Source organism: Pseudomonas sp. M2(2023) (assembly GCF_030263955.1).
In the GTDB taxonomy this organism is placed as follows: domain Bacteria; phylum Pseudomonadota; class Gammaproteobacteria; order Pseudomonadales; family Pseudomonadaceae; genus Aquipseudomonas; species Aquipseudomonas asiatica.
This window is the reverse complement of record NZ_CP127114.1, coordinates 2569177-2593372: the sequence shown is the minus strand read 5'-3', so window position 1 is coordinate 2593372 and position 24196 is coordinate 2569177. Positions and strand designations below refer to the sequence as shown.

Here is a 24196-nt window from a genome sequence, read left to right as displayed (position 1 = left end):
CAGGCAGTTCAGGAATGGGCAGGCAGGCGCACGAACGGGTGATCGTGGCCGTGGGTGTGGCTATGGCTGTGGCTGTGCGGTGCGCTCTGATAGGCGCCCGCTTCAGGCTCGAACGGTGCCTGTTCGGCCTCTACCGTCAGGCCCAGGCCACGCAACATGTCGTCCAGCACGTGGTCGTGCTGGAAGCGCAACAGGCCGGGTTCGATCTGCAGCGGTACATGGCGGTTGCCCAGGTGATAGGCGGCGCGGGCCAGCAGGTGCGGGTCGGTGCAACGCACCGTGGACACCGCCTCGGGCGCTGCCAGCACGCGGATCAGCTGGGTGCCCTCGGCATCGGCCAGCAGTTCGCCTCCGCGCAGCAGGTGGCCGCGTTCGAGCATCAGCCCGGCCTCGCGACCATCATCCAGGGTCACCCGCAGGCGGCTCTTGATGCGGCTGTCCACGTCCAGGGTAACGGTGCCGGTTTCGCCCAGCGTGCCGGGCTCGGTGATACGGCGGGTCAAGACAATCATCGGTGCTCCTTCAGAACAGGAAGTAACGCTGGGCCAGCGGCAGTTCGCGGGCCGGTTCGCAGACCAGCAGTTCACCGTCGGCACGCACCTGGTAGGTCTGCGCATCGACCTCGATCAGCGGCTGCAAAGTGTTGTGGACCATGTCGGGCTTGCGCACCCGGCGGCAGCCGTGGGCCACGCCGATCAGGCTGCGCAGGTTCAACTCCTCGGCCAGGCCACGGTCCATCGCCGCCTGGGGCAGGAAGGTCATGCGCGTGGCATGCCGCGCCGCGCCCAGGGCGCCGAACATCGGGCGGTAATGCACCGGTTGCGGCGTGGGGATGGAACCGTTGATGTCCCCCATGGGCGCGGTGACGATCATTCCGCCCTTGATCACCAGGGCCGGCTTGACCGCAAAGAACGCCGGCGCCCACAGCACCAGGTCGGCCAGTTTGCCAACTTCCACCGAGCCCACTTCGTGGCCGATGCCGTGGGTCAGTGCCGGGTTGATGGTGTACTTGGCGATGTAGCGCTTGACCCGGAAGTTGTCGCTGTAGCTGGTGTCCGGCGCCAGTGGCCCGCGGCGCAGCTTCATCTGGTGGGCCACCTGCCAGGTGCGCAGCACCACCTCGCCAACCCGGCCCATGGCCTGGGAGTCGGACGAAGTCATGGCAAAGGCGCCCATGTCGTGGAGAATGTCCTCGGCGGCGATGGTTTCGCGGCGGATGCGCGACTCGGCAAAGGCCACGTCTTCGGCGATGCTCGGGTCCAGGTGGTGGCAAACCATGAGCATGTCCAGGTGCTCGTCCACGGTGTTGACCGTGTACGGCAGGGTCGGGTTGGTCGAGGAAGGCAACACGTTGGCCTGGCCTGCCGCGCGGATGATGTCCGGGGCGTGACCGCCACCAGCACCCTCGGTGTGGAAGGTGTGGATGGTGCGGTCGCCGATCGCCGACAGGGTGTCTTCGATGCAGCCGGACTCGTTGAGGGTGTCGGTGTGGATCGCCACCTGGATGTCCATTTCCTCGGCCACGCCCAGGCAGCAGTCGATGGCTGCTGGTGTCGAACCCCAGTCTTCGTGCAGCTTGAGGCCCACGGCGCCCGCTGCGATCTGCTCGCGCAGCGCTTCCGGCCGCGAGGCGTTGCCCTTGCCCAGCAAGCCGATGTTGATCGGCAGGCTGTCGGCGGCCTGGAGCATGCGCGCCAGGTACCAGGGGCCGGGCGTGCAGGTGGTGGCGTTGGTGCCGGTGGCTGGCCCGGTACCGCCGCCGATGAAGGTGGTGACACCGCTGTTTAGCGCCTCGTCCACCTGCTGCGGGCAGATGAAGTGGATGTGCGAGTCGACACCACCGGCGGTGACGATCTTGCCCTCGGCCGCGATCACCTCGGTGCCGGGGCCCACTGGCACGTTCACGCCCGGCTGCACATCGGGGTTGCCAGCCTTGCCGATCACCGCGATACGCCCGTGCTTGATGCCGATATCGGCCTTGACAATGCCCCAGTGGTCGATGATCAGGGCATTGGTCAGTACCAGGTCCATGGCTTCGGCAGCCAGCATCTGGCCCTGCCCCATGCCATCGCGGATGACCTTGCCGCCACCGAACTTTACCTCTTCGCCATAGATGGTGAAGTCGTGCTCCACCTCGACCCACAGCGCGGTGTCGGCCAGGCGCACGCGGTCGCCCACGGTGGGGCCGAACATGTCGGCATAGGCCTGGCGGGAAATGCGGCTCATGCCCTGCCCTCCAGCGCGCCCATCACCTTGCCCTGGAAGCCGTAGACCTCGCGCTTGCCGGCGTATGCCACCAGTTGCACGGTACGCGCCTGACCAGGCTCGAAGCGCACGGCGGTACCCGCGGGGATGTCCAGACGAAAGCCCAGCGTAGGCGCGCGCTCGAACACCAGCGCCTCGTTGACTTCGTAAAAGTGGTAGTGCGAGCCGACCTGCACCGGCCGGTCGCCATGGTTGGCCACGCTGACGCTTACTGTCGCGCGGCCGCTGTTCAGCTCGATGTCGCCGGCGGCGACCTGGATTTCACCTGGGATCATGCGGGGCTCCTGGGCAATTTCAAACGATGGGGTCATGCACGGTCACCAGCTTGGTGCCATCCGGGAAGGTCGCTTCAACCTGCACGTCGTGGAGCATTTCGGCGATGCCAGGCATTACCTGCTCGCGGCTCAATACTTCACGCCCCAGGCTCATCAGCTCGGCGACGGTGCGGCCATCACGGGCGCCTTCGAGCACGGCGGCACTGATCAACGCCACCGCTTCCGGGTAGTTGAGTTTCAGGCCACGGGCCAGGCGCCGCTCCGCCAGCAGCGCGGCGGTGAACAGCAGCAGTTTGTCTTTCTCTCTCGGGGTCAGCTCCATGGCGCTCTCTCAGGTGGCCCAGATACGCGGCGGGCAGGCCGGCAGGCCGAGGACGGCCGGGCGCAGCACATGCCACAGGCGTTGCAGGGTGCGTTGCAGGTGTTGGTTGTCATGGTCGAGCACGCGGATCACCAGCAACGACCCGAGCAGGGTCGCGCCGGCCGGGTTGGCCATCTCGTCGAGCAGCGGGCGCACCAGATCCAGCACGGCCTGGTCGGCGGGTGCGGCGCAGAAGGTGGCCAGCAGCGGATGCCCGCCAAGCTTGCTCAGGCGCCCGCCTTCGACGCGCAGGCGCTCGTGCAGGCCCACTTCGTCGGGCAGTTCGATGTGCAAGCGGCTGTCGAGGGCTCCGTGATCGAACCGTTCGCTCATCACCGGGCGCCCCAGGCACAGGGTTTCCCAGGCCAGCAGGCGCGCCCCCGTTTCGAGGGTGAAACGGCTGTCGAGGCTGGCGCGGGCGCCGGAGAAGAAGATGCTGTCCTGCGGCAGCCACTCCAGGGTGCTGTCGGCGCCCAGGTGAAAACGCTGGACCAGCCGCGCGGTCGGGCCGATGCTGCGGTAGAACTTGCTGGCGCCGGGCATGGTCAGCAGCGCGTGGCTGCCCGGCTCCAGCTGGATATCCAGCTCCAGGCGGTCGCCAGCGACGATCCCTCCGGGCGGGTGCAGCACGTAGACATGGCACGGTGCACCTTCGGGATAGAATGGCCGCTGCACCAAAAGAGGTCCGAAATGCCGCCACGCACCAAGGCGGGTCACCTTGTCGCGTTTGACGAAGCGCAACTGCAGGTGAGCGCTCCAGCCGGCATCGTCGTGTTGTTGTTCGATCTGCTCCGCGAGCGACATCCTGCGGCCCCTGAAATCCGTGGCCTGCTGGCCGTTTAGAGTGGCAGGCACGCACGGCTATGGCGTGCGCGCCCTGACCACTCGATCAAATTCGCAGGCTGGATATAGCAGGTTGCGGGCCAACTCCGCAGGTGAACGAAGATGAAGGATTTGCCATGGCCGCTCTGGCATCGGGCATAGAGGGAGATGGCGCACAAGGCAGGGGCGTGCTTCGGCCCTGTTTCGGTGCTGGGATCTCAAGGCAAAAATTACCCGATGCTGCGACACGGCCTCTGTGGGAGCGGGTTTACCCGCGAAGAATCCAACCCAGTGCATGGCACGGGCTTCGCCCGTGTTCGCGGGTGAACCCGCTCCCACAGGGTTAGAGCAAGCCCTTTATACAGCGACAAGGCCTCAGTAATCGAAGCGGTCCACCGCACGCCGGCGTTCGTTGTCGTCACGCCGGTCATAGATGGCGGTGGTCTGGATATTGGCGTGATGCGCCAGCTTCTGGGCAATGGACAGGTCGTGCTCTTCGATCACCCGGGTGATGAACGCGCGACGGAAGTCGTGCGGCATGATCTTCACGCCCACCTGCGCACCACGCTGGCGGGCGATGTAGTAAATGGCATGCTTGGTGATGCGCGCCCGGGTGATATGGCTGCCACGGCGGATGCGGTTGAACAGGAACGGGTCGTCTTCGGCCCCTGCGGGCAAGTCCTGGCGGCGCAGGTCCAGCCACGCCTGCAACTTCTCGAACGCCCATGGCGGGGCGTACTTGATCAACTGGCGGTTGCCTTTGCCCAGCACCTGCAGGCTGCGCGCCTCGAAGTCGACCTGGTCCAGGTCGATGTCCACCGATTCCGACTTGCGCATGCCGGTGCCGTACAGCAAGGCGATGATGGCCGCGTCACGCACACCCTGCGGCCGTGGGTCGGCCGCGCACACATCCATCAGCTCGCGAATCAGGCTGCGGCGCAGGTTGCGCCCCGGCGGCAGGCGGCTGCCGGTGGCCGGCTTGACTTCGCGAATGCGCAGCAACTGCTCGTGATCGATCAGGCCCTGGCGCCAGGCTTCGTTCATCACACCGCGAATGGCGTTGACGTACAGCGACGAGCTGTTGGGGGCGTAACCATCCGCACGCAGCGCCGCCACCAGGGCGATCACATGGCCGGGCTCGAGCCGATGCCAGGGCACATCGACGATATTGCAGTCGACAAAACCCAGCCGATCGGCGGCGTCCTGAAGGATGTAGCGCATGGTTTGCTGGCTGGATGGGGCCAGGCGGGCCATGTACTGCAGCAGCGGATTTTTCGAGAGGTCGGACAAAACGTGAATCCTGTAGCGAAGCGTTGGCCAGCGGCGAACCGGCCAGACCCTGAAGCAAGTCAATACGACATACAAACAGGTCCAAATAACAGCGGAATACACATGTCATTCGGACCCGGAGAAGTGCCATCACCTTGATATACAAGGGGTTCGGAGCTGGCACGGATCGTGATCTTACCCCAATTGAGCCCACTGAACGAACGAAGGTCAGCCCATGCTTGTGCAGCCGATCGATTCACGCCCACGCCAGGCCGTCTGGGGCCTGGGTTTCCGCCCATTCTTCCTGGGTGGCAGTTTGTTTGCGCTGCTCGCCTTGCTGTTGTGGGGCGGCGTACTGGCCGGTGCGCTGGAGCCCACGCCCCCCGGCGGCATGCTCGCCTGGCACCGCCACGAAATGCTCTATGGCTTTGCTGCCGCCATCATCGCGGGTTTCCTGCTGACCGCCGTGCAGAACTGGAGCGGCATCCCAGGCTTGAACGGGCGCGCGCTACAGGGCTTGTTCCTGCTTTGGCTGCTGGGCCGGGTGAGCTGGTTCCTGCCACTACCGGGCAGCGTGCTGGTAGTGATCGAGGGCAGCTTCCTGCCGCTGGTGGGGCTGGCGCTGGCACGGCCGATCGTGCAGCGGCGCTTGCGTAACAACTACCCGATCGTCGGCCTGGTGCTGTTGATCGCCGCCTGCCAGTGGCTGACCCTGGTCGGCTGGCTGCGCCAGGACGAATTGTGGCAGCGCCGCGGGGTGTTTGCCGGGTTGTGGCTGGTGGCCGCGATGATGACCGTGCTTGGCGGGCGGGTGATCCCGTTCTTTACCCGGCGCGGCCTGGGCAACATGGCACCGGCCCCTGCCCGCCCCTGGCTGGACCGGGCCTGCCTGCTGCTGAGCGTGGCGGTACCGCTGGCCTTTGCTTCGGGTTTGGCCGATACGCCGCGTATCGGCCTGGCCGTGCTGTTCGGCACCTTGTTTGCCCTGCATACAGCCCGCCTGGCCTTGTGGCATGACCGCGGCCTGTGGCGTGTGCCCCTGCTGTGGTCGCTGCATCTGGCCTATGCCTGGATTGCCATTGCCTGCCTGGGCATGGCGCTGTGGCATGCCGGGGTGGCGCTGGGCCCGAGCCTGGTGACCCACGCCCTGACCGTGGGCGCCATGAGCGGCTTGATCCTGGCGATGATGGCACGGGTCAGCCTGGGCCACACCGGCAGGCCGCTGCAGGTGCCGACCAGCATTGCCTGGGCCTTTGCCTTGATCCAACTGGCGACGCTGGCGCGGGTGGTGCTGCCGCTGTTCACGCCGCTGGGGGTGAGCCTTTCGGTGGTGTGCTGGAGCCTGGCGCTGCTGCTGTTCCTGCGCCACTACCTGCCCATCCTGCTGCGGCCACGGGCTGACGGTATGCCGGGCTAGCCTTGATGCCTAGATTGGGGCCGCTTTGCGGCCCATCGCCGGGGCCGCGTTAACCTCCCGGCGCCGGCCACCACCCCGGGAACATCTGCTGCACTCGGGGTTCGGCGAAGCGCTCGTCGATCAAGACCAGAACGCCACGGTCCTGGTCGCCCCGGATGACCCGGCCTGCCGCCTGGATAACCTTGCGCACGCCCGGGTAGAGATAGGCGTAATCGAACCCCGCACCAAACTGCCGCCCCAGGCGCTGCTTGAACTGCTCGTTGACCGGGTTGACCTGGGGTAGCCCGAGGGTGGCGACAAACGCGCCGATCAGCCGTGTGCCCGGCAAGTCCACCCCCTCCCCGAATGCACCACCCAGCACCGCAAAGCCCACCCCACGGCCATCCGCTACAAAGCGATCGAGAAAGCCCTGGCGGGCCGCTTCGTCCATGCCTGGTTCCTGAACCCACATGGGTATCTGCGCATGTCGCTCGGCCAGCAGCCCGGCCACCTGTTGCAGGTACTCGAAACTGCTGAAGAACGCCAGGTAATTACCCGGCATCCGCTCGTACTGCCGGGCAATCAGCTCGACGATCGGCGCCAACGAAGCCTGGCGTTGCTGGTAGCGGGTGGATACCTGGCTGGCGATGCGCACTTCCAGCTGTTCGGCGCGAAACGGCGCGGCCACTTCCAGCCAGGCGGTATCGGCCGGCATGCCCAGCAGGTCGCTGTAGAAACGCCGTGGACTCAGGGTTGCAGAGAACAGCGTCACGCTGCGCGCCGCCTGCATGCGTGGGCCCAACAGGCGCGCCGGGGTGACATTGCGCAGGCACAGGGTGGCCAGCCGCCGCTTGCGTGGCCCTTGGCGCTGGCTGATGTCGAACAGGAAGTGCTCGTCGAAAAGCTCTGCAACCCGGCTGAACTGCAACGCCTGGTAGAAGAACTGCAGCACCTGCGGGTCCATTTGCGCAGGCGTCTGGTTCATTTGTTCCTGGATCAGCCCGATGCATTGCTGCAGGGCACGCAGCAAAGCATCTGGCAGCGACTCGCTGGCCTGGTACGGCGCGCGCTGCTCCTTGTAGAGGGCGTTCCACTGCCGGTTCAGCCGGTCCAGCGCACTAACCAGCCCAGGCGGTTTGCTCTGGCGCAGGGCCTGCAACTGCCCCTGGTCGAGGCTGGCGCTGTACATGCCGCGGCCGCGCTCGACCAGGTTGTGCGCCTCATCCACCAGCACCGCGACCCGCCACTGGTTGGCCTGGGTCAGGCCGAACAACAAGGCATGGGCATCGAAGTAGTAGTTGTAATCAGCCACCAGCACGTCTACCCAGCGCGCCATCTCCTGGCCCAGGTAATACGGGCATACCTGGTGCGCCAATGCCACTTCGCGCAGCTGGGCGCGGTCAAGCATGGGCAACGCTGCCGCCGCAGCGCGCGCGGCCGGCAGGCGGTCGTAGAAGCCTGCGGCCAAGGGGCAGGATTCGCCATGGCAGGCCTTGTCGGGGTGCTCGCAGGCTTTGTCGCGGGCGATCAGCTCCAGCGTGCGCAAGGCCGGCTGCGGCGTGGCATGGGTGATCTGGCGCATGGCATCCAGGGCCAGGGCCCGGCCCGGGGTCTTGGCGGTGAGAAAGAACAGCTTGTCCAGTTGCTGCGGCACCATGGCCTTGAGCAGGGGGAACAAGGTACCGAGGGTCTTGCCAATTCCGGTACTGGCCTGGGCCATCAGGCAACGGCCGGTACTCACGGCCTTGTACAGGGTTTCCGCCAGTTGTCGCTGGCCCTGGCGGAACGCCGGATAGGGGAAGCCCAGCGCTTGCAGGCCCTGGTTACGCTCGGCCAGGCGCTGCTCCTGCTCTTGTGCCCAAGCCAGAAAGCGTTGGCACTGGGTTTCGAAGAAGGCCTGCAGTTCGGCTGCCGTGCAGTGTTCACTGATCAGCGTCTGGCCATCGCTGTCCACGTCCAGGTACACCAGCGCCACCTCGATGCCCGGCAGTTGCCGAGCCTGGCACATCAACCAGCCATAGACCTTGGCCTGCGCCCAGTGCAACTGGCGATGGTTGGCCGGCTGGCGCGACAGGTCGCCACGGTGGGTCTTGATCTCTTCCAGGCGGTTGCAGGTGGGGTCGTAACCGTCGGCGCGGCCACGCACTTTCAGGGTTTCGAACTGGCCTTCGAGGGTAATTTCCGACTCGTAGCCCGCGGCGCGTCGCGCCACCACGCGCCGATGCCCTTCGATCCCCTCCTGAGCGGTGGGTGATGGGGTGAAGCGCAGGTCCAGGTCGCCTACCTTGGCGCTGAACTCGCACAAGGCCCGTACCGCCACGCTATAGCTCAAGGCGTTTCGCTCCAGCGTACATGGCACACCGCGACAGGCAAACCGTGCGCCCGGCAGAACTCCAGCCAGCGCAGCTGGTTGTCCTGCAGGCGGTCGCCGGGCCCCTTGACCTCGACCATGCGGTAGCGGCCCTGTTCGGGCCAGAACTGGATCAGGTCGGGCATGCCGGCGCGGTTGTTTCGGATGTCCTGCAGCAGGCGCAGGAAGCACTGTTTCAAATGGGCCGCCGGCAGGCAGGCCAGGGCTTGCTCAAGCAACTCTTCGCTGAGCACGGACCAGAACACGAACGGCGACTGCAGGCCTTGCTTGGCGGTGTAGCAGTCGAGAATCGCGCTGTGATGGCTGCCATCGTCGAGTCGCCCCAGGCAACGGTCGAACAGAGCACTGCGGCGTTGCTGGAAATCACCGTCGTGCAGGTCCTGCGGGGCGGCCTGGAATGGGTTGAAGAAGGCGCCAGGCACCGGGGCGAAGATCGCCTCCCAGCACAGCAGGCCGAACAGGCTGTTGAACAGCGTGTTCTCCACGTAATGCACCGGCCCACCGGCTTCGGCCAGGTACTGGCGTACCGCCTCCTCCACGCCCAGCGCTGCCTGTTCCCGGGGCAGCTCCAGCTCGATCAGTTCCAGCGGCGCGACACGCTGGCGCCGCTGTGGCGGGCCACCGAGCTTGCGTGCCAGGCGTGGCAACATGCGTTCCAGCGCCTGCACTTCCAGGGCGTTGGCCGGTGCCGCGGCCAGTTGCAGCGCCAGCGCATGGGCTTGGTGCCACTGCTCGCTGCGCTCCAGCACCCGCACCTGGCGGATGCGCGCCTGGGCGTGGCTGCACTGCGTGTACACAGCCATGGCCTGCGCCCAGTCGCCCAGACGCTCGCATTGCTGGCCCAAGGCGAATTGCAGGCGCGCATGGCGCCGGGCCAGCCATGGGTTGTCGCTGTGCAGGCCCTGCATGGCTGCCAGGATCGCCTGCGGGTCGTCGCCTTGCTCAAGGCGCTCGGCGCAACTGTGCAAGGCCATGGCCAGGTCGACTTCGGCACGTTGTTGAAGGGCACGCGAATCGGGGCTGAACGGCACCTGTTCGTAGCGCAACAAGCCAAGGTCGGCGAGGACGAAGTCCGACCAGTCCTGGTACAGGTTGCCGAAGAACAGCAGGCGCATGCGGTCGCACAAGGGTTGCAGGCACCAATGGAGGATGCGCATGCCGCTGTCCGGGAACCACTCGACCAGTGAACGGGCTTGCAGGCCCAGAGGTTGCAGCTGTGCAAGCAGGTCATGCTTGGCGGCGCGAGGGCGGCTCAGCTGTGGGGCAAAACAACGGGCAAATTCGTCCTTGCGCAACAGGGCGAACAGTTGCTCCAATTCCAGTTGCGCGGGCTCCCGTACCCAGCCGAGGGCCAGCAACGGTTGCAGGGCCTGCCCGGTATCGCCGATTTCGGCATAGTCGAGCCGATCGCTGCGAAACAGCTCGCCCTTGCGCATGACCATGCGCACCATCAGGGCCTGCGCCGGGGCGTCCAGTTGGCTGAAGGTGTGGATGAAAGCGAGTTCCTGATCGTCGAGCAGGTCTTCGTAGCGCTGTTCGACCCACAGCAGCACCTGGCGGAAGTTGTGCAGGTAATAGAACGGGTCGTCGACGGAATGGGCGATCACGGGCTGGGGTCAGGCGGCTGGAATGGATACTGGTTATACATACAGACCAGTATGCCTGGCAAGTGCCGTGGGTCGCTCAACAATCGGCTACCGGCTTGGGGGCTGCTTTGCAGCCCAATCGCGACGCAAGGCCGCTCCCACAAGGTATTGCAGTGCTGCTGAAACCAGCGCGATATCTGTGGGAGCGGCCTTGCGTCGCGATTGGGGCGCAAAGCCCCCCCCGGAATTCACACCTGTTCCGTCGCCCCGATTATCTCCGCCGCCTTGACCTTGGCACTGCCAATCGGCGCCTGCAGCAGCAGGAAGTAGGCCACCGCCGAACACAGCGCCACTACCGCACTGATCATGAACGCCGTGGTGAACGAGCCCGAATACTGGATGCTGAAGCCGGTGACGATCGGCGCCACCGAGCCGGCAATGTAGCCGCCGAAGTTCTGGATCGAGCCAAACGAGGCCACGCGCTGGCTGTCGACGATGGTGTTGACGATCATCCAGGCGGTGGCACTGGCCATGTTGATGCTGAACAGCGCCAGGCACAGCAGGATGATGCAACCGGTCAGGCCGGTGACGAACGACAGCGGCAAAGTGAACAGCGCCGCCAGCACCAGGCCGGTGATGACACTGAACTTGCGGCTGGCCAGCACGCTCATGCCGCGCTTGACCAGCAAGTCGCAGAAGCGCCCGGCAACGATCGTGCCCGCTGCGCCAAAGCCATAGGCCAGCGACACTACCCAGGCAGTCTTGTACAGGTCCAGGCCGTGCTCACGCTCGAAGTAGCCAGGCAGCCAGGTCAGGTGCAGCCAGAGCATGTAGATCACGCCCATGAAGCCGAGCACCGCGCCCCAGGTACTGCGGTGCTTGAACAGGTCGAGCCAGCCGGCGAAGTACGAGGCCTTCGGCGCATGTGCAGTGGCTGCAGGCACCTGCTGCCCACTCGGCAACGGCTTGCCCTCGGCAGCAAGCTCCGCCAGGTAACGTGCCTTGCTTTTGTAGAAGGTCAGCCAGCACAGCGCCAGCACCACGCCGATCACACCGGTGATGATGAACATGCCGCGCCAGCCGAAGTTGACCATGAACAGCGTCAGCAAGGGTGGCGCCAGGCACGGGCCGAGGCAGGTCGAGGACCAGACCACGCCGGTCGGGGTACCGCGTTCATTGGCATCGAACCACTCCGACAGGGCCTTGGCCGCCGACGGGAACATAGGCGCCTCGCCAATCCCCAGCAGCACCCGCAGGCCCATGAAGCCGGCGAAGCTGTTGACCATGCCGAACGCTGCCTGGGCCAACGACCAGCCCAGCAGCGAAGCGCCGAGGGCGATCTTGCTGCCCAGACGGTCGATGATCATGCCCATCGGCAGCTGGGCAAAGGCATAGGCAATGGAGAACGCCGACAACAGGATGCCCATCTGCGACGGGCTGATCATCATGTCTTTCTGGATCGAGGTGTTGGCGATCGACAGTGCACTACGGTCCAGGTAGTTGACGATGCCGATCAACAGCAGGAACACGACGGTGATGCGTTGGTACTTCTTCATAGGGTTCATGTGATGACCTTTATTATTATTGTTGCCGCGCTGTCCGCGCCTTGGCGGTCCTTCGTTCAAGCTGCGCCCTCCCTGACGCAGCGCGCCGCTCAAGGCTGGCGCGCGGTGGTTGCAACTTCCAGCAGCCCGCGTCGGCCGAGGCTGTCGATCAGCGCACGCAGGCCAAAGTGCCACTGCGGTGCCAGGTCGCTGGTGGTCACGCGGTTGCACAGGGTACCCAGTTGCGGGTTGCTGATGCTCACCACATCGCCCGGCTTGTGGGTGAAGCCGTTGCCCGGTTGGTCGCGGTCCTGCTTGGGGGCGAACAAGGTACCGAGGAACAGCACCAGGCCGTCGGGGTACTGATGGTTCTCGTTGAGGGTTTGCTGCACAAGGTCCTGCGGGTCGCGGCTGATCTGGCGCATGGAGCTGCGGCCGGCGAGGATGAAACCGTCTTCGCCCACCACCTGCAAGTCCACCTCGGCGGCGCGTACGTCATCCAGGCCGAAGCTTTCGTCGAACAGGCGCAGCAGCGGGCCAAGCGCGGTGGAGGCATTGTTGTCCTTGGCTTTGGACAGCAGCAAGGCGCTACGGCCTTCGAAGTCGCGCAGGTTGACGTCGTTGCCGAGCATCGCACCCTTGATGCGACCATCACTCGACACCGCGAGCACTACTTCCGGCTCGGGGTTGTTCCAGCTCGACTTGGGGTGGATACCGATGTCGGCGCCGTGGCCGACCGCCGACAGCGGCTGGGCCTTGGTGAACACCTCGGCATCCGGGCCAATACCCACTTCCAGGTACTGCGACCACAGGCCCTGCTCCACCAGCACCTTGCGCAGCGCTTCGGCCTGGGCCGAGCCCGGCACGATCTGCGACAGGTCGGCGCCGATGCGGCTGGCCAGGGTGTCACGGATGGCATCGGCCTTGGCCGGGTCGCCCTTGGCCTGCTCTTCGACCACGCGCTCCAGCAGGCTGGTGGCGAAGGTCACCCCAGCGGCCTTCACCGCCTGCAGGTCGATGGGTGCCAGCAGCCATGGCTGGCGCGGGTCGCGTCGGGCCGGGTCACTGTTGCCCAGCAAGGCTGGCAGCCCGATCAGTGGCTCGGCCAGCGGCAGGCCGCGCAGGTAGGCCACCGGGTCGGCCAACTCCAGCAGGGCCGAGACGGTGGCTACATGGGCGCTGATGTCGTGCACGGCACCGGCCTTCACCAGTACCACCGCAGGGCCCTGCTCCGGCAGCCAGACCCGCCCTACCCAACTGCCGCTGTCGAACGCGCTGGCATCGTGATTCAGTGGCAGCGGTCGCTTGCCGTTCGCTCGATCAGTCATGTGTGTACCCTTACTGTCATTCATTGGGAAAGTGCCGGCAGTTGCAGCTGCCCGGCCAGGCGGTCAAGGTCGGCCACCAGCTGTGACGAAAGGCTTGCGCCCTGCTCCAGGGCCTGGCGGCGCAAGGCAAGGCCAGCCTGCCCAGGCAGGCGCACCGGGCGCTCGGGGTCGAGTGGCCGGCTGGCCAGGACCAGCCGGCCGAGGAAGCTGGTTTCGTCGGTGAACGCTTGCAGGCCGCCGAAGAAACGCGGGTCGATGACCACGGCGGTGGCCGAGGCACCCCACTGGTCTGGTGCGTCCTTGCGGCCATGGCCGGCCAGCCCCGAGGTCAGGGCTTCTACCAGCAGCGCCAGGGCGAAACCTTTGTGGCCGAAAGCCTGGCCACCCAAGGGCAGGATGCTGCCTTGCGGGCTGGTGAAGAAGTCGCGCGGGTCGTCGCTCAGTTGCCCGTCATTGCTCACCAGCACCGGGTGCGGCAGGCGGCTGCCGGCGTCGCGGCACTGGCCGACCAGGCCGAGGGTGACGGTGGACATGCTCACGTCCAGCAGAATCGGCTCGCCCTGGGTCGGGATGCCCGCGGCAATCGGGTTGGGGGTGTACACCGGGTCGACGCCACCATGGGCGCAGACCAGCCCTACCGACGGGTCCGAGGAATACAGCATGGCTACCAGGCCCTGGTCGGTGTAAGGCTTGAGGTAGGCTGCCAGGCAGCCGATATGCGCGGCACGGCGCACAACGGCGATACCGATACCCTGCAAAGTGGCGCCCTTTGCCGCGCAGTCCAGAGCACGGCTGACGCAGTACGGCCCCAACACGTAGTGGCCATCGAACAGGCTGGAAATGCCACTGTCCGACACCTGCTCCAGTACCTGAGCGCGGGCCTTGACCTGGCCGCCGAGCATGCCGTCGATGTAGCGGCTGACCAGATTCAGGCCATGGGTGCGATGGCCCAGCAATTCGCCTTCGAGCAGTACCCGGGTCACTACCTGGGCGACTTCGGCGTCGGCGCCGGCCTTTTCGAACAGCCGCTCGACGAAGGTGGTGAGCGTTTGCACGTTGTAATGTGTGGCTTGAGTCATTGCGGTTGCCTCGGAAATGGGACAGGGCTGGCGATCAGGTCACGGCACCGATCTGCCAGGGCACGAATTCGTTCTGCCCGTAGCCGTGCAGCTCACTCTTGCTGCGCTCACCGGAAGCGATGCGCAGCATCTGTTCGAAGATGAACGCGCCGCGCTCCTCGATGCTGGTGGAGCCGTCGGCGATACCGCCGCAATTGACGTCCATGTCTTCTTCCTGGTGCTCGAACACCCGGTTGTTGGTGGCCAGCTTGATCGACGGCGCCGGGGCGCAGCCGTAGGCCGAGCCACGGCCGGTGGTGAAGGCAATCAGGTTGGCACCGCCAGCGACCTGACCGGTGGCCGAAACCGGGTCGTAACCGGGGGTATCCATGAATACCAGGCCCTGGGCGTGCACCGCTTCCGCGTACTGGTACACATCGACCAGGTTGCTGGAGCCAGCCTTGGCCACCGCACCGAGGGACTTCTCGAGGATGGTGGTCAGGCCCCCGGCCTTGTTGCCGGCCGAGGGGTTGTTGTTCAGCTCGGCGTTCATGCGCTGGCAGTAGTCTTCCCACCAGCGGATGCGGGCCACCAGCTTTTCGCCAACCTCGCGGCTGACCGCACGGCGGGTGAGCAGGTGCTCGGCACCGTAGATTTCCGGGGTCTCAGAGAGGATTGCGGTGCCGCCGGCGGCCACCAGACGGTCGACGGCATTGCCCAACGCCGGGTTGGCGGTAATGCCGGAATAGCCATCGGAACCGCCACATTGCAGGCCGACCACCAGGTGCCGTGCACTGACCGGCTGTCGCTGCACCTGGTTGGCCTCGGCCAGCAGCGCCTTGACCTGCTCGATACCGGCGGCGATGGTTTTGCTGGTGCCGCCGATACCCTGGATGGTGAAGGCGCGCAGCTGGGCGCTGGCCTGCAGGCCCTGGGTTTCCAGCAGGCTTTCGATCTGGTTGGTTTCGCAGCCCAGGCCGATGATCAGCACGGCAGCGAAATTGGGGTGTACGGCGTACCCGGCCAGGGTGCGGCGCAACAGGCCCAGGGCTTCACCGCTGGGGTCCACCGCACAGCCGGCGCCGTGGGTCAGCGCCACAACGCCGTCGATGTTCGGGTAATCAGCCAGCACTTCAGGGTGGATGTCGCGGCGAAAATGGTCGGCCACGGCCCGGGCCACGGTCGCCGAGCAGTTCACCGAGGTGAGGATGCCGATGTAGTTGCGGGTGGCGACCCGGCCATCGGTGCGCACGATGCCCTGGAACTGTGCCTCGCGGCCGGGCTGGCTGCGGGTGTCGACACCGAAGGCGTAGTCACGGGCGAAATCGCCCATCTGCACGTTGTGCACATGCACGTGTTCGCCGGCGTCGATGGCCTGAGAGGCAAAACCGATGATCTGCCCGTAACGGCGCAGGGGCTGGCCCTGCTCTACACGCTCGGTAGCGAGCTTGTGGCCCGAGGGGATCGGCTGACGCACGGTAATCGCCTCGGCGTCCAGGCGCATGCCTTGTGGCAGGGCCTGGCGGGCGATGAGCACGTTGTCCAGCGGGTTGAGGCGGATGACGGCAAGGTCACCGGATTTGGCAATCAGTTGCATGGGACCTCTCAGGGCGGTGCGGCTGGCTTCTTGTTATGGCTGCGACCACTGTAAGAAGCCTTGGGCAACATTCCCAATGAGATGATCCGATCGTGCGATAACCTTGGGTTATCAAAAGCAGGTATCAGAGCGCGTTTATCAATCACTTTGAGGGCCATTGGGGCCGCTGCGCAGCCCTTCGCAGGCAAGCCAGCTCCCACACCGACTGCATTGACATCAAGCCATGCGCTGTCCCTGTGGGAGCAACTGTCTTGCTCAAATTCCACAAGGTGGCGCGATCGCTGTGGGAGCGGCCCCATGGGCTTTATCTCTGTTCCTGCTGACGGCGCCGCGCGCCCTCCAGCAAAATCTCGACAAACGCACGGGCCGAAGCGCTCAGCGGCTCGTCCTTGCGGGTAACTACGCCGTACTCCAGCGCCGCCAAGTGCAAGGGGCTGCGCAATTCTTTGAGTTGGCCGCTGGCCAACTGCGCGGCAACCATCGAGCGCGGCAACATGGCGATCATCGGCGCCGCCTGCAGCAATTGCAGGAACATCGGCATGGAGATGGTTTCAACGCTGTCGGCAGGCGTGGCAATGCCGGCAATCCGGAAGGCCTGCTCCAGGCGGTTGCGGATCGGCGTGCCCACCGGGTACAGCACCCACGGCCAGTCGCCCAGCGCTGTCAGCGGCGTGCTTTCCAGCTGGTTGAGCGGGTGCTCGCTGTTGACCACCAAGCTGAACGGTTCCGGCTCAAGGGGCTGAAAGTCGAACAGCTGGCTGAAGCGTTCTTCGGTGAAGCGGCCAATCATGATGTCGAGCTTGTTCTGCTCCAGCATGGTCAACAAGTGATCGCTGGAATGCTCCACCACTTCGATCGACAGCAACGGGCTGCGCGCCTTGATCGCGGCGATGGCCTGCGGCAACACCAGCGCGGTGGCGGCAAAGATCCCGCCAACGCGGATAAAGCCGTGCCCGCCATTGCGCAGGCGGTTTACCTGGTCGACGAACTGTTGCGACTCGGCCAGCGCGCCTTGGGCATAACGCACCACATATTCACCCAGTTCGGTGGGTGGCATGCTCCGCGGCAGGCGCTCGAACAGGGCGAAGCCGAACTGCTCCTCAAGGTCACGCAACATCTTGCTCAGTGCCGGCTGGCTCAGGTTCATGCGCGTGGCGGTGGCGTGCATGTTGCGGGTGCGCGCCAAGGTGTCGATCAGCACCAGGTGCTTGTAGCGGATCCAGTTGCAAAAGCTGGAATGGGTCATGTCCGGCGGCATTGACGCAGGGCCTCAGGCAAGTGAAAAGGCAGGGCTATTGCGCCCGCAGGTAGTGCAGCAAGGTGTCCAGGGCAACCGAGTTGGGCCGCGAGCGCAGGGTCAGCACGCCCAGGTTGGCCATGGCCAGCGGCAGTTCCACCGGCAGGATGGCGACCATGCCATAGCGGGCATAATGCTTGGCCACGTCATCGGGCACCACCGCAATCATCTCGGAGGCTTCGAGCATGGCGGTGGTAGCCAGGATCGAGGCAGTTTCGACGATATCCAGTGACTGCACCATGCCGCCGGCCTGCAGCGCGCTTTCGACGCGGCGGCGCATCGGGCTGCCGATCGGGTGCAGTATCCAGGTCGACGCCACCAGGTCGGCCAGTTGCAGCCCGGTGGCATTGGCCAGCGGGTGGCCTGCGCGGGCGATAACGCGCATCTGCTCACCGCCTTCGAACAGTTCGATGTTCAATTCCTGGCTGTCGCTCTGGTCCGGCAGGCGCCCCACCACCATGTCGAAGTCGCCACGCAGCAAGGCCGGCAGCAAGGTGTCGCTGGTGCCAACCTCCAGGGAAATGCGCACTTTGGGGTGATCGCGCTTGTAGGCCAGTACCGCCCTGGTCAGCACACCCGGCACCGGGCCCATGACGCTGCCCACCCTCACCAGGCCCTGAGCCCCGCGCGCCAGCTCGGCAATCTGCGCCTGGGCGTGCTCGAACTCATGCAGCGCGTTCTGCGCATAGCGGATCATCACTTCGCCATACAGCGTCGCTTGCATGCCCCGTGGCAAACGCTCGAACAAGCGTACGCCAAGGCGTTCCTCGAGCTGTTGCAGCAACAGGCTCGCTGCCGGTTGCGTGGTGTGCATCGCCGCGGCAGCACGGCGCAGATTAGCGAACTCGCCCAAGGCGTTGAGCAGCGTGATCTGCCGGCTGGAGATCTTCAATGCGCCGAGGCTGGCAGGCGCCTGGGCGCTGTCGGGTGGCAATCGAGACATATCGAATCCGGTATCGCTGGTTAAGATTTGGCGATTATGCCTGTATCGCTCGACAACCTACAGTCAGGTCCCCCAGTGCTTGAACAGAACAAGAGCCGACCATGAGCATACGTATTACCCACCTGAGCGTTCGCGACATTCGTTTCCCCACTTCGCTGTCGCTGGACGGCTCCGACGCCATGAACAGCGCCCCCGATTATTCAGCGGCCTATGTGGTGCTGCACACCGACGCCGAGGCCCTCGAAGGCCACGGCCTGACCTTCACCATCGGCCGAGGCAACGAGATTTGCGCGGCGGCGGTGCAGTCGCTGGCGCCGCTGATCGTCGGCCTTACCCTGGAGGAAATCACGGCCGACATGGGCGGTTTCTGGCACCGCTTCACCGTCAGCGACAGCCAGTTGCGCTGGCTGGGCCCGGAAAAGGGCGTGATCCACCTGGCCACTGCCGCCATCATCAATGCCGTGTGGGACCTGTGGGCCAAGCACGAAGGCAAGCCGGTGTGGAAGCTGCTGGCCGACATGACGCCCGAGCAACTGGTGCGCTGCCTGGACTTCAGCTACGTCACCGATGTGCTCACCCCCGAAGAAGCCATCGCCCTGCTGCGCCGCCAGGCCCCGGGCAAGGCCCAGCGCGAAGCGCAGATGCTGCGCGAAGGCTACCCCGGCTACACCACCGCGCCGGGCTGGCTGGGCTACAGCGAAGAAAAGATGCGCAAGCTGGCCCGCGAGGCGGTGGAAGATGGCTGGACCCACATCAAGCAGAAGATCGGTGCGGACCTGGAGGAAGACATTCGCCGCGCCAGCATCCTGCGCGACGAAATTGGCTGGGAGCGCACCCTGATGATGGATGCCAACCAGGTATGGGGCGTCGAGGAATCCGTCGCCAACATGCGCCGCCTGGCCGCCTTCGAACCACTGTGGATCGAAGAGCCGACCAGCCCGGACGACATCCTCGGGCACGCCACCATCCGCCAGCGCATTGCGCCGATTGGCGTGGCCACCGGTGAACATTGCCACAACCGGGTGATGTTCAAGCAGATGTTCCAGGCCGGCGCGCTGGACTTCTGCCAACTGGACGCGGCCCGCCTGGGTGGCCTGAACGAAGTGCTGATCGTGCTGCTGATGGCTGCCAAGTACGACGTACCGGTGTGCCCGCACGGCGGCGGTGTCGGCCTGTGCGAATATGTGCAGAACATTGCCCTGTTCGACTACATCGCGGTGTCGGCCTCGCTGCACAACCGGGTGCTGGAGTACGTCGACCACCTGCACGAGCATTTCATCGACCCGGTGGTGATCCGCCGCGGGCGCTACATGCCACCGCAACGCCCGGGCTACAGCATCGAAATGCATGCCGAGACCCTGGAGCGCTACCAGTACCCCAACGGCGCGGTGTGGCTCGACATCAACCGTTCCTGACCCACCTACCTGGGAGTGCCGCCTTTGCGCGGCACGCCACCAGCTCTTTCCACGGGGAAAAAACAATGACAATCCTCACCGGTACTGCAGCGGCGCCCGCCCCTGCCGCCACCACCGAACAGCGCCTGAACGGCCTGCTGCTGCGCAAATTGATGCCACTGCTCATCGTTGTCTACGTGATGAGCTTCCTTGACCGGACCAACATTGCCCTGGCCAAGGCCAGCATGGGCATCGACCTCGGTCTGTCGGCAGCGGCCTATGGCCTGGGCGCCGGCCTGTTCTTCCTCACCTATGCCCTGGCCGAAGTACCCAGCAACCTGATCATGCATCGGGTGGGCGCACGCTTCTGGATCACCCGCATCATGATCACCTGGGGCCTGCTCTCGGCGGGCATGGCCTTCGTCCAGGGCGAAACCTCGTTCTACGTCATGCGCCTGTTGCTCGGGGTCGCCGAAGCGGGCCTGTTCCCCGGCGTGATGCTGTACCTGACCTACTGGTTCGACCGTGAACAGCGTGCCCGCGCCACGGGTTACTTCCTGCTGGGCGTGTGCCTGGCCAACATCCTCAGCGGCCCGCTGGGGGGTGCCCTGCTGGAAATGGACGGTGTGCTGGGCTGGCACGGCTGGCAATGGCTGTTCGTGCTCGAGGGCCTGCCGGCAGTGGCGCTGGCTTATGTGGTATGGAAGAAACTGCCCGATGGCCCGGCCTCGGCGCCCTGGCTGTCGGCCGCCGAAGCCGAGGACATCGAGCGCCGCCTGGCTGCGGAGCGGGCCGCCGCACCGCAGCAGAGCAAGTTGGGGCAGATGTTCCGCGACCGGCAGATCTGGCTGGCGATCGTGGTGTACTTCGTGCACCAGATCACCATCTACACGGTGATTTTCTTCCTGCCGGGCATCATCGGCACCTACGGCGCGCTGTCGCCCTTCCAGGTCGGCCTGCTGACCGCCTTACCGTGGATTGCTGCCGCCATCGGCGCCGCCACCTTCCCACGCCTGGCCACCTCGCCGAGTCGTTGCCGCACCCTGCTGTTCGGCGGCCTGCTAACCATGGCGGCCGGGCTGCTGCTGGCGTCGCTGGCCAACTCGTTCATCGGCCTGATCGGGTTTTCGCTGACTGCCCTGATGCTGTTCGTGGTGCAGTCGATCATCTTCGTCTTCCCTTCCAGCCGCCTGAGTGGCAGCGCCCTGGCGGCAGGACTGGCCTTTGTCACCACCTGCGGCCTGTTTGGCGGTTTCGTCGGCCCATCGGTGATGGGCCTGATCGAGCAGGCCACCGGCAGTACCCGCAATGGCTTGTGGATCATCGCCGCGTTGCTGGTGATGGCAGCGCTGGTCAGTACCCGCTTGCGGCAAGGGCAGGAGCAAGCGAATCGCTGACAGGAGGCGTTTGCCTGCCAGGGCCTAATCGCCGGCAAGCCGGCTCCCACAGGTACAGCGACAACCTTGAGTTCAACGCTGCACCCGTGGGAGCTGGCTTGCCGGCGATGGGTTGCAACGCAACCCCGGCGGCTCAAGGTGTAGCGCCGGCGGGCCGGCCACAGCGCAGTTCCAGCACCTGCGCCAGGCGCTCTACCGCCTGTTGCAGCTCCCCCGGGTGATCACCCAGCCAGGCCATCGCCAGGCACTGCTGGTAGCGCCCCTGCAAGCTGAACTGCTCGCCCGGCATTGCATGCAGCGCTGAACCCGCCAACGACGCGGCAATATCCGCCCACGGCAGTGGCTGGCGAAAGCGCACCCACAGTGTCCGGCCACCCTCCGGCATTTCCAACACCACCCGCTGGCCGAACTGCATCTGCAACTCACGCGCCAGGCATTGCATACGCTTTTGCAGGTCCGTACGTAGCCGCACCAGTTGCGTCTCGATCTCGCCTTTGCCCAACATGTGCGCCAGCGCTTGCAGGCGAAGCGGTGCAAGCCGAAACGCACGCTCCGCGAAAGCCTTGGCCAGCCCGGCATCATGGCCCAGCAAGTAGGCATAGGGCGCCTCGCTCCCCACTGCGGCATCGAACGCCCCCATCACCAATAGCCAGCGGGGGTCGACCCAATCGCGCAGGCGCATATTCGGCGGCCCGCTGTAACAGTGCTCACTGTCCAGGTCGTTTTCCAGCACCCATACAGAGTGCTGCCCAAGCATCTGGCCAAGCTGCTGCTGATAGTGCGGTGATACCAGCCGCCCCTGCGGCATGCCAAGGCACGACGGCATCACGAGCATGCACACCGGCTCGCTATCCAGTAGCCAGGCCAGGGCGCGCAGGTCCGGGTTGCCGCAGGTATCCAGTGGTACCTCCAACACTCGCATGCCAGCGCGGGCCAACGCGCGCAGTACCTGCCAGCAACAGGGCGAGTGCACCACCACGGTTCCACCTTGCACAGCCAACGCCGCCAGCAAGGTCTCCAGCAACGCCTGCACATCCGGAGCCAACTGAACGTCCTCGGCACGCCAGTACCGGTTGGAGGAACGGGTATAGCGTTCTGCGACGGCATTGCGCAGGCGGGCGCTGCCGGGCGCGTCCCAAGGGGCACCATTGTGCGTGCGCTGACGTGCCAGGCGCCGTTCGTGGCTGAGCAGGGTTCGCTCCAGCATCGGCTGTGTCGGCAGGGGGGCCTGCAGGGGCATGGCCGCTGCAGCATCCTTGGCAGCGCCCTGTACGTAATAGCCCGACCTGGGCAGGCATTGCACGCGGCCCTCCTCTTCCAGCAGGCTGTAGGCACTCTGTACGGTGGCCAATGACACCCGCAACCGCCGGGCCAACTCGCGCAACGACGGCAAACGGCAGGGGCCACTTCGTGGAGCCTGGTCGATCAAGGCTTCCAGGTAGCGATAGACCTTGCGATAGGCGAACTCTCCGGCGCCCGATTGCTCCATCAAGGCGGCCCCGCATGACCACGCCGCCGCCCCGCTGCCCGCCGCGGCAGCAACCTCAGCTGTACATCGCGACGGGCCAGATGGCTCATCAGGCGCCAGGAGGCCAGCGGCAGGCCCCCGCCATAGATCAACCTGAGTTGCCCCAGCGGCAGGCCGCTGGTGTTCACCAGCCAGTTTTTCACCGCTTCAGGGCAGGGTTTACCCTGCAAGGCCCGATGCAGATATGGCAGCGCCACCAGCATGTCGGCATGCCAGCACTGCAGAAAGCGCTCCAGGTTCTTCCCCTGCCTGGCAAACGGGCTGAACAGCAGGCACACCTGTTGGATCTGGTTGATGCCGTATGCCCTGCCGAACTGCAGTTGATGCACATCGCGCCGCTTGTTGGCGCCCGGCTGGCCAGCCAGCCGCAATGCCGGGCGACTTGCCTGCGGTTCGAGACTGCGCGCGTGCAGTTGCTGCAACTGCGCCGGGGCCAACGGCTCGACGAACGCGGCCAATGGCCGGGCGTCCTGGCCCCCCTCGAAGCGGCAACCGAGCATGAGGTCAAGCTGCTGTTCTTCGAGCAATGGCGGCAGCAGGTCGTCAATGGCAATCAACCGCACCGGCGTGTTTTGCGGCGCCGCCCCCACGGCCGGTTCCGCCAGGGCGCTCGATGGGCCCCCGATGCTGCCGTGCAGGCGACTGAGCCCCTGTGCCAGCGTCGCCAGGCACTGGTGCACCGCATGCGAACCCCGCTCCCCTGCCAGGCGCAAGCTGCGCCGTGCCCAGGCAAGGTACCGGCGGCGCTGGCACGCCGGGATGGCGGTGATCAATACATCCGCAGGGGTATGGGCCTGCAGCGCAAAGCCCACCGCGGCCGCCAACTCCAGGTGCAGACGACTCCCTAGCAGCGCTTCGGGGCTGGCGTCGACCAGGTGACCGAACATCAGCATGGCGTCCCTCGCCAACAGCCAGCTCTCGGGTGCGGCAGGAGCATGCCGGCTGAACGGTACTACTTCACGCCCCCTGATCATCTGCAGTTGCACCCGCGGGTCATCCTGCAAGAACAGCGCATTGAAGCCGCGCTCATGGCATTCGAGCGTGGCACTGTCAGCCACGGGCAGGCTCACTACCAGCACCCGCAGCTGGAAGGTTACCGGCGCACGCAGGGCGATACTCAGTTGTGCGGCACGCAGCATCGCCAGCAGCCGGGCGCTGCGGTGATCGTTGCCTTGCAGCACCAGCAAGCGGTAGGTGCCGATGTATTCTGGCCCGCCTGCAGCAACCAGCAGCCGTTGTATCAGCAACTGCAAGGAAGCACGCTGCGCCTGTGACATATGACTGAGCAAGCGCTCGAGTACTTGCTGGTAGATATAGTGCATTGCCTGGTCGTGAATAGCAGTCACGAAATCACCTCATCAACTTCATGCAGCCAGCGCACGTTGATCAGAGAACCTGAACATCAACATGCCCTGAACTTTTCCAGAAGAAATTTCCTACAACTAATTGGAAGTAATGACGTAACCAGTCACTGTCGCCAAGACATCGAGAAAAACGCATCGTAGCGACGCCCCGCCGCTGCCATACACCGCCCTGGCCTGGGCATAGCCATGCTCATTCCACGCTCCTTGCGCAAACTATCATTGAGCCATTATCGAGGGATGCAAGGCGAATAGAAGATACAGATCAGGGTAAAAAAACCATTCAGAAGAAGTGAGAAAACACATTGACCGCGAGGGAATAACAATTCAAGGCAAAAAGCTTGGCCGGATATTTCGACCAACCTCCGGTGATAGCTTAAATATAATCCCCATCTCTTTTTATT

General features: G+C 65.2%; 19 protein-coding genes. 3 read left to right on the top strand and 16 right to left on the bottom strand.

Going from position 1 to position 24196, the window contains the following annotated elements; all coding sequences use genetic code 11:
- Positions 1-8: 8 nt before the first annotated feature.
- The 6 genes from ureE to QN085_RS11920 form a co-directional block, all read right to left on the bottom strand.
- Positions 9-512, bottom strand: a complete 504-nt coding sequence (ureE, locus tag QN085_RS11945; RefSeq protein WP_024087024.1) for an urease accessory protein UreE — start codon at positions 510-512, stop codon at positions 9-11.
- 10 nt (positions 513-522) lie between these two features.
- Positions 523-2226 (bottom strand): urease subunit alpha, encoded by a 1704-nt coding sequence (ureC, locus tag QN085_RS11940; RefSeq protein ID WP_013972449.1) that lies wholly within the window; start codon positions 2224-2226, stop codon positions 523-525.
- Positions 2223-2540, bottom strand: coding sequence for an urease subunit beta (locus QN085_RS11935; RefSeq protein WP_015270155.1), 318 nt, complete (start codon positions 2538-2540; stop codon positions 2223-2225). The genes ureC and QN085_RS11935 overlap by 4 nt, the downstream gene beginning before the upstream one ends.
- A 19-nt stretch (positions 2541-2559) precedes the next feature.
- Entirely contained in the window at positions 2560-2862 is a 303-nt protein-coding gene (locus QN085_RS11930) for an urease subunit gamma (protein ID WP_003256923.1), read from the bottom strand.
- Positions 2863-2871: 9 nt separating this feature from the next.
- Positions 2872-3705, bottom strand: a complete 834-nt coding sequence (locus QN085_RS11925) for an urease accessory protein UreD (RefSeq protein WP_013972447.1) — start codon at positions 3703-3705, stop codon at positions 2872-2874.
- Between the two features lie 393 nt (positions 3706-4098).
- Positions 4099-5013: a site-specific integrase gene (locus tag QN085_RS11920; RefSeq protein ID WP_015270152.1), complete on the bottom strand. Its 915-nt coding sequence runs from the start codon at positions 5011-5013 to the stop codon at positions 4099-4101.
- A gap of 214 nt (positions 5014-5227) precedes the next feature.
- Here QN085_RS11920 and QN085_RS11915 point away from each other — a divergent pair, with 214 nt between their 5' ends.
- The gene (locus tag QN085_RS11915; protein WP_038409578.1) at positions 5228-6409 is read left to right on the top strand and encodes an NnrS family protein; all 1182 of its coding nucleotides are present in this window, start codon (positions 5228-5230) and stop codon (positions 6407-6409) included.
- 49 nt (positions 6410-6458) lie between these two features.
- Here QN085_RS11915 and QN085_RS11910 read toward each other — a convergent pair whose 3' ends face one another.
- From QN085_RS11910 to QN085_RS11875, 8 genes are all read right to left on the bottom strand, one after another.
- A complete protein-coding gene (locus QN085_RS11910) occupies positions 6459-8720 on the bottom strand; it encodes an ATP-dependent DNA helicase (protein ID WP_041506057.1) in 2262 nt (753 codons plus the stop codon).
- Positions 8717-10366: a VRR-NUC domain-containing protein gene (locus QN085_RS11905; RefSeq protein WP_041506058.1), complete on the bottom strand. Its 1650-nt coding sequence runs from the start codon at positions 10364-10366 to the stop codon at positions 8717-8719. Before QN085_RS11905 ends, QN085_RS11910 begins: the two co-directional genes overlap by 4 nt.
- 227 nt (positions 10367-10593) lie before the next feature.
- The gene (locus QN085_RS11900; protein ID WP_013972442.1) at positions 10594-11901 is read right to left on the bottom strand and encodes an MFS transporter; all 1308 of its coding nucleotides are present in this window, start codon (positions 11899-11901) and stop codon (positions 10594-10596) included.
- 98 nt (positions 11902-11999) lie between these two features.
- Positions 12000-13217, bottom strand: coding sequence for a fumarylacetoacetate hydrolase family protein (locus QN085_RS11895; RefSeq protein WP_041506059.1), 1218 nt, complete (start codon positions 13215-13217; stop codon positions 12000-12002).
- A 20-nt stretch (positions 13218-13237) separates the two neighbouring features.
- Positions 13238-14296: an Ldh family oxidoreductase gene (locus QN085_RS11890; RefSeq protein ID WP_013972440.1), complete on the bottom strand. Its 1059-nt coding sequence runs from the start codon at positions 14294-14296 to the stop codon at positions 13238-13240.
- Positions 14297-14330: 34 nt separating this feature from the next.
- Positions 14331-15872 carry a UxaA family hydrolase gene (locus tag QN085_RS11885; protein WP_013972439.1) on the bottom strand — a complete coding sequence of 514 codons (1542 nt, stop codon included), beginning with the start codon at positions 15870-15872 and terminating at the stop codon, positions 14331-14333.
- A 304-nt stretch (positions 15873-16176) separates the two neighbouring features.
- On the bottom strand, positions 16177-17130 hold the full coding sequence (locus tag QN085_RS11880; RefSeq protein ID WP_023663019.1) for a LysR family transcriptional regulator: 954 nt from the start codon (positions 17128-17130) through the stop codon (positions 16177-16179).
- A 34-nt stretch (positions 17131-17164) separates the two neighbouring features.
- Entirely contained in the window at positions 17165-18112 is a 948-nt protein-coding gene (locus QN085_RS11875; RefSeq protein WP_023663020.1) for a LysR family transcriptional regulator, read from the bottom strand.
- Positions 18113-18213: 101 nt separating this feature from the next.
- Here QN085_RS11875 and QN085_RS11870 point away from each other — a divergent pair, with 101 nt between their 5' ends.
- Together QN085_RS11870 and QN085_RS11865 are read left to right on the top strand one after the other, a co-directional pair.
- Positions 18214-19527: an L-fuconate dehydratase gene (locus tag QN085_RS11870; RefSeq protein WP_023663021.1), complete on the top strand. Its 1314-nt coding sequence runs from the start codon at positions 18214-18216 to the stop codon at positions 19525-19527.
- Between the two features lie 65 nt (positions 19528-19592).
- Positions 19593-20903, top strand: a complete 1311-nt coding sequence (locus QN085_RS11865) for an MFS transporter (RefSeq protein ID WP_041506060.1) — start codon at positions 19593-19595, stop codon at positions 20901-20903.
- 133 nt (positions 20904-21036) lie between these two features.
- Here QN085_RS11865 and QN085_RS11860 read toward each other — a convergent pair whose 3' ends face one another.
- Together QN085_RS11860 and QN085_RS11855 are read right to left on the bottom strand one after the other, a co-directional pair.
- Positions 21037-22392, bottom strand: a complete 1356-nt coding sequence (locus QN085_RS11860; protein ID WP_023662941.1) for an aminotransferase class I/II-fold pyridoxal phosphate-dependent enzyme — start codon at positions 22390-22392, stop codon at positions 21037-21039.
- The gene (locus QN085_RS11855) at positions 22392-23777 is read right to left on the bottom strand and encodes a hypothetical protein (RefSeq protein WP_013972369.1); all 1386 of its coding nucleotides are present in this window, start codon (positions 23775-23777) and stop codon (positions 22392-22394) included. The genes QN085_RS11860 and QN085_RS11855 overlap by 1 nt, the downstream gene beginning before the upstream one ends.
- Positions 23778-24196: the final 419 nt, after the last annotated feature.

Bases quoted from the DNA above. Each gene is read 5' to 3' on its own strand.
- QN085_RS11885 (WP_013972439.1), bottom strand. From the start codon at position 15,872: ATGCAACTGATTGCCAAATCCGGTGACCTTGCCGTCATCCGCCTCAAC.
- QN085_RS11860 (WP_023662941.1), bottom strand. From the start codon at position 22,392: ATGGAGCAATCGGGCGCCGGAGAGTTCGCCTATCGCAAGGTCTATCGC.
- QN085_RS11875 (WP_023663020.1), bottom strand. From the start codon at position 18,112: ATGTCTCGATTGCCACCCGACAGCGCCCAGGCGCCTGCCAGCCTCGGC.
- ureE (WP_024087024.1), bottom strand. From the start codon at position 512: ATGATTGTCTTGACCCGCCGTATCACCGAGCCCGGCACGCTGGGCGAA.
- QN085_RS11900 (WP_013972442.1), bottom strand. From the start codon at position 11,901: ATGAAGAAGTACCAACGCATCACCGTCGTGTTCCTGCTGTTGATCGGC.
- QN085_RS11915 (WP_038409578.1), top strand. From the start codon at position 5,228: ATGCTTGTGCAGCCGATCGATTCACGCCCACGCCAGGCCGTCTGGGGC.
- QN085_RS11930 (WP_003256923.1), bottom strand. From the start codon at position 2,862: ATGGAGCTGACCCCGAGAGAGAAAGACAAACTGCTGCTGTTCACCGCC.
- QN085_RS11925 (WP_013972447.1), bottom strand. From the start codon at position 3,705: ATGTCGCTCGCGGAGCAGATCGAACAACAACACGACGATGCCGGCTGG.
- QN085_RS11890 (WP_013972440.1), bottom strand. From the start codon at position 14,296: ATGACTCAAGCCACACATTACAACGTGCAAACGCTCACCACCTTCGTC.
- QN085_RS11935 (WP_015270155.1), bottom strand. From the start codon at position 2,540: ATGATCCCAGGTGAAATCCAGGTCGCCGCCGGCGACATCGAGCTGAAC.
- QN085_RS11895 (WP_041506059.1), bottom strand. From the start codon at position 13,217: ATGACTGATCGAGCGAACGGCAAGCGACCGCTGCCACTGAATCACGAT.
- QN085_RS11870 (WP_023663021.1), top strand. From the start codon at position 18,214: ATGAGCATACGTATTACCCACCTGAGCGTTCGCGACATTCGTTTCCCC.
- QN085_RS11865 (WP_041506060.1), top strand. From the start codon at position 19,593: ATGACAATCCTCACCGGTACTGCAGCGGCGCCCGCCCCTGCCGCCACC.
- QN085_RS11880 (WP_023663019.1), bottom strand. From the start codon at position 17,130: ATGCCGCCGGACATGACCCATTCCAGCTTTTGCAACTGGATCCGCTAC.
- ureC (WP_013972449.1), bottom strand. From the start codon at position 2,226: ATGAGCCGCATTTCCCGCCAGGCCTATGCCGACATGTTCGGCCCCACC.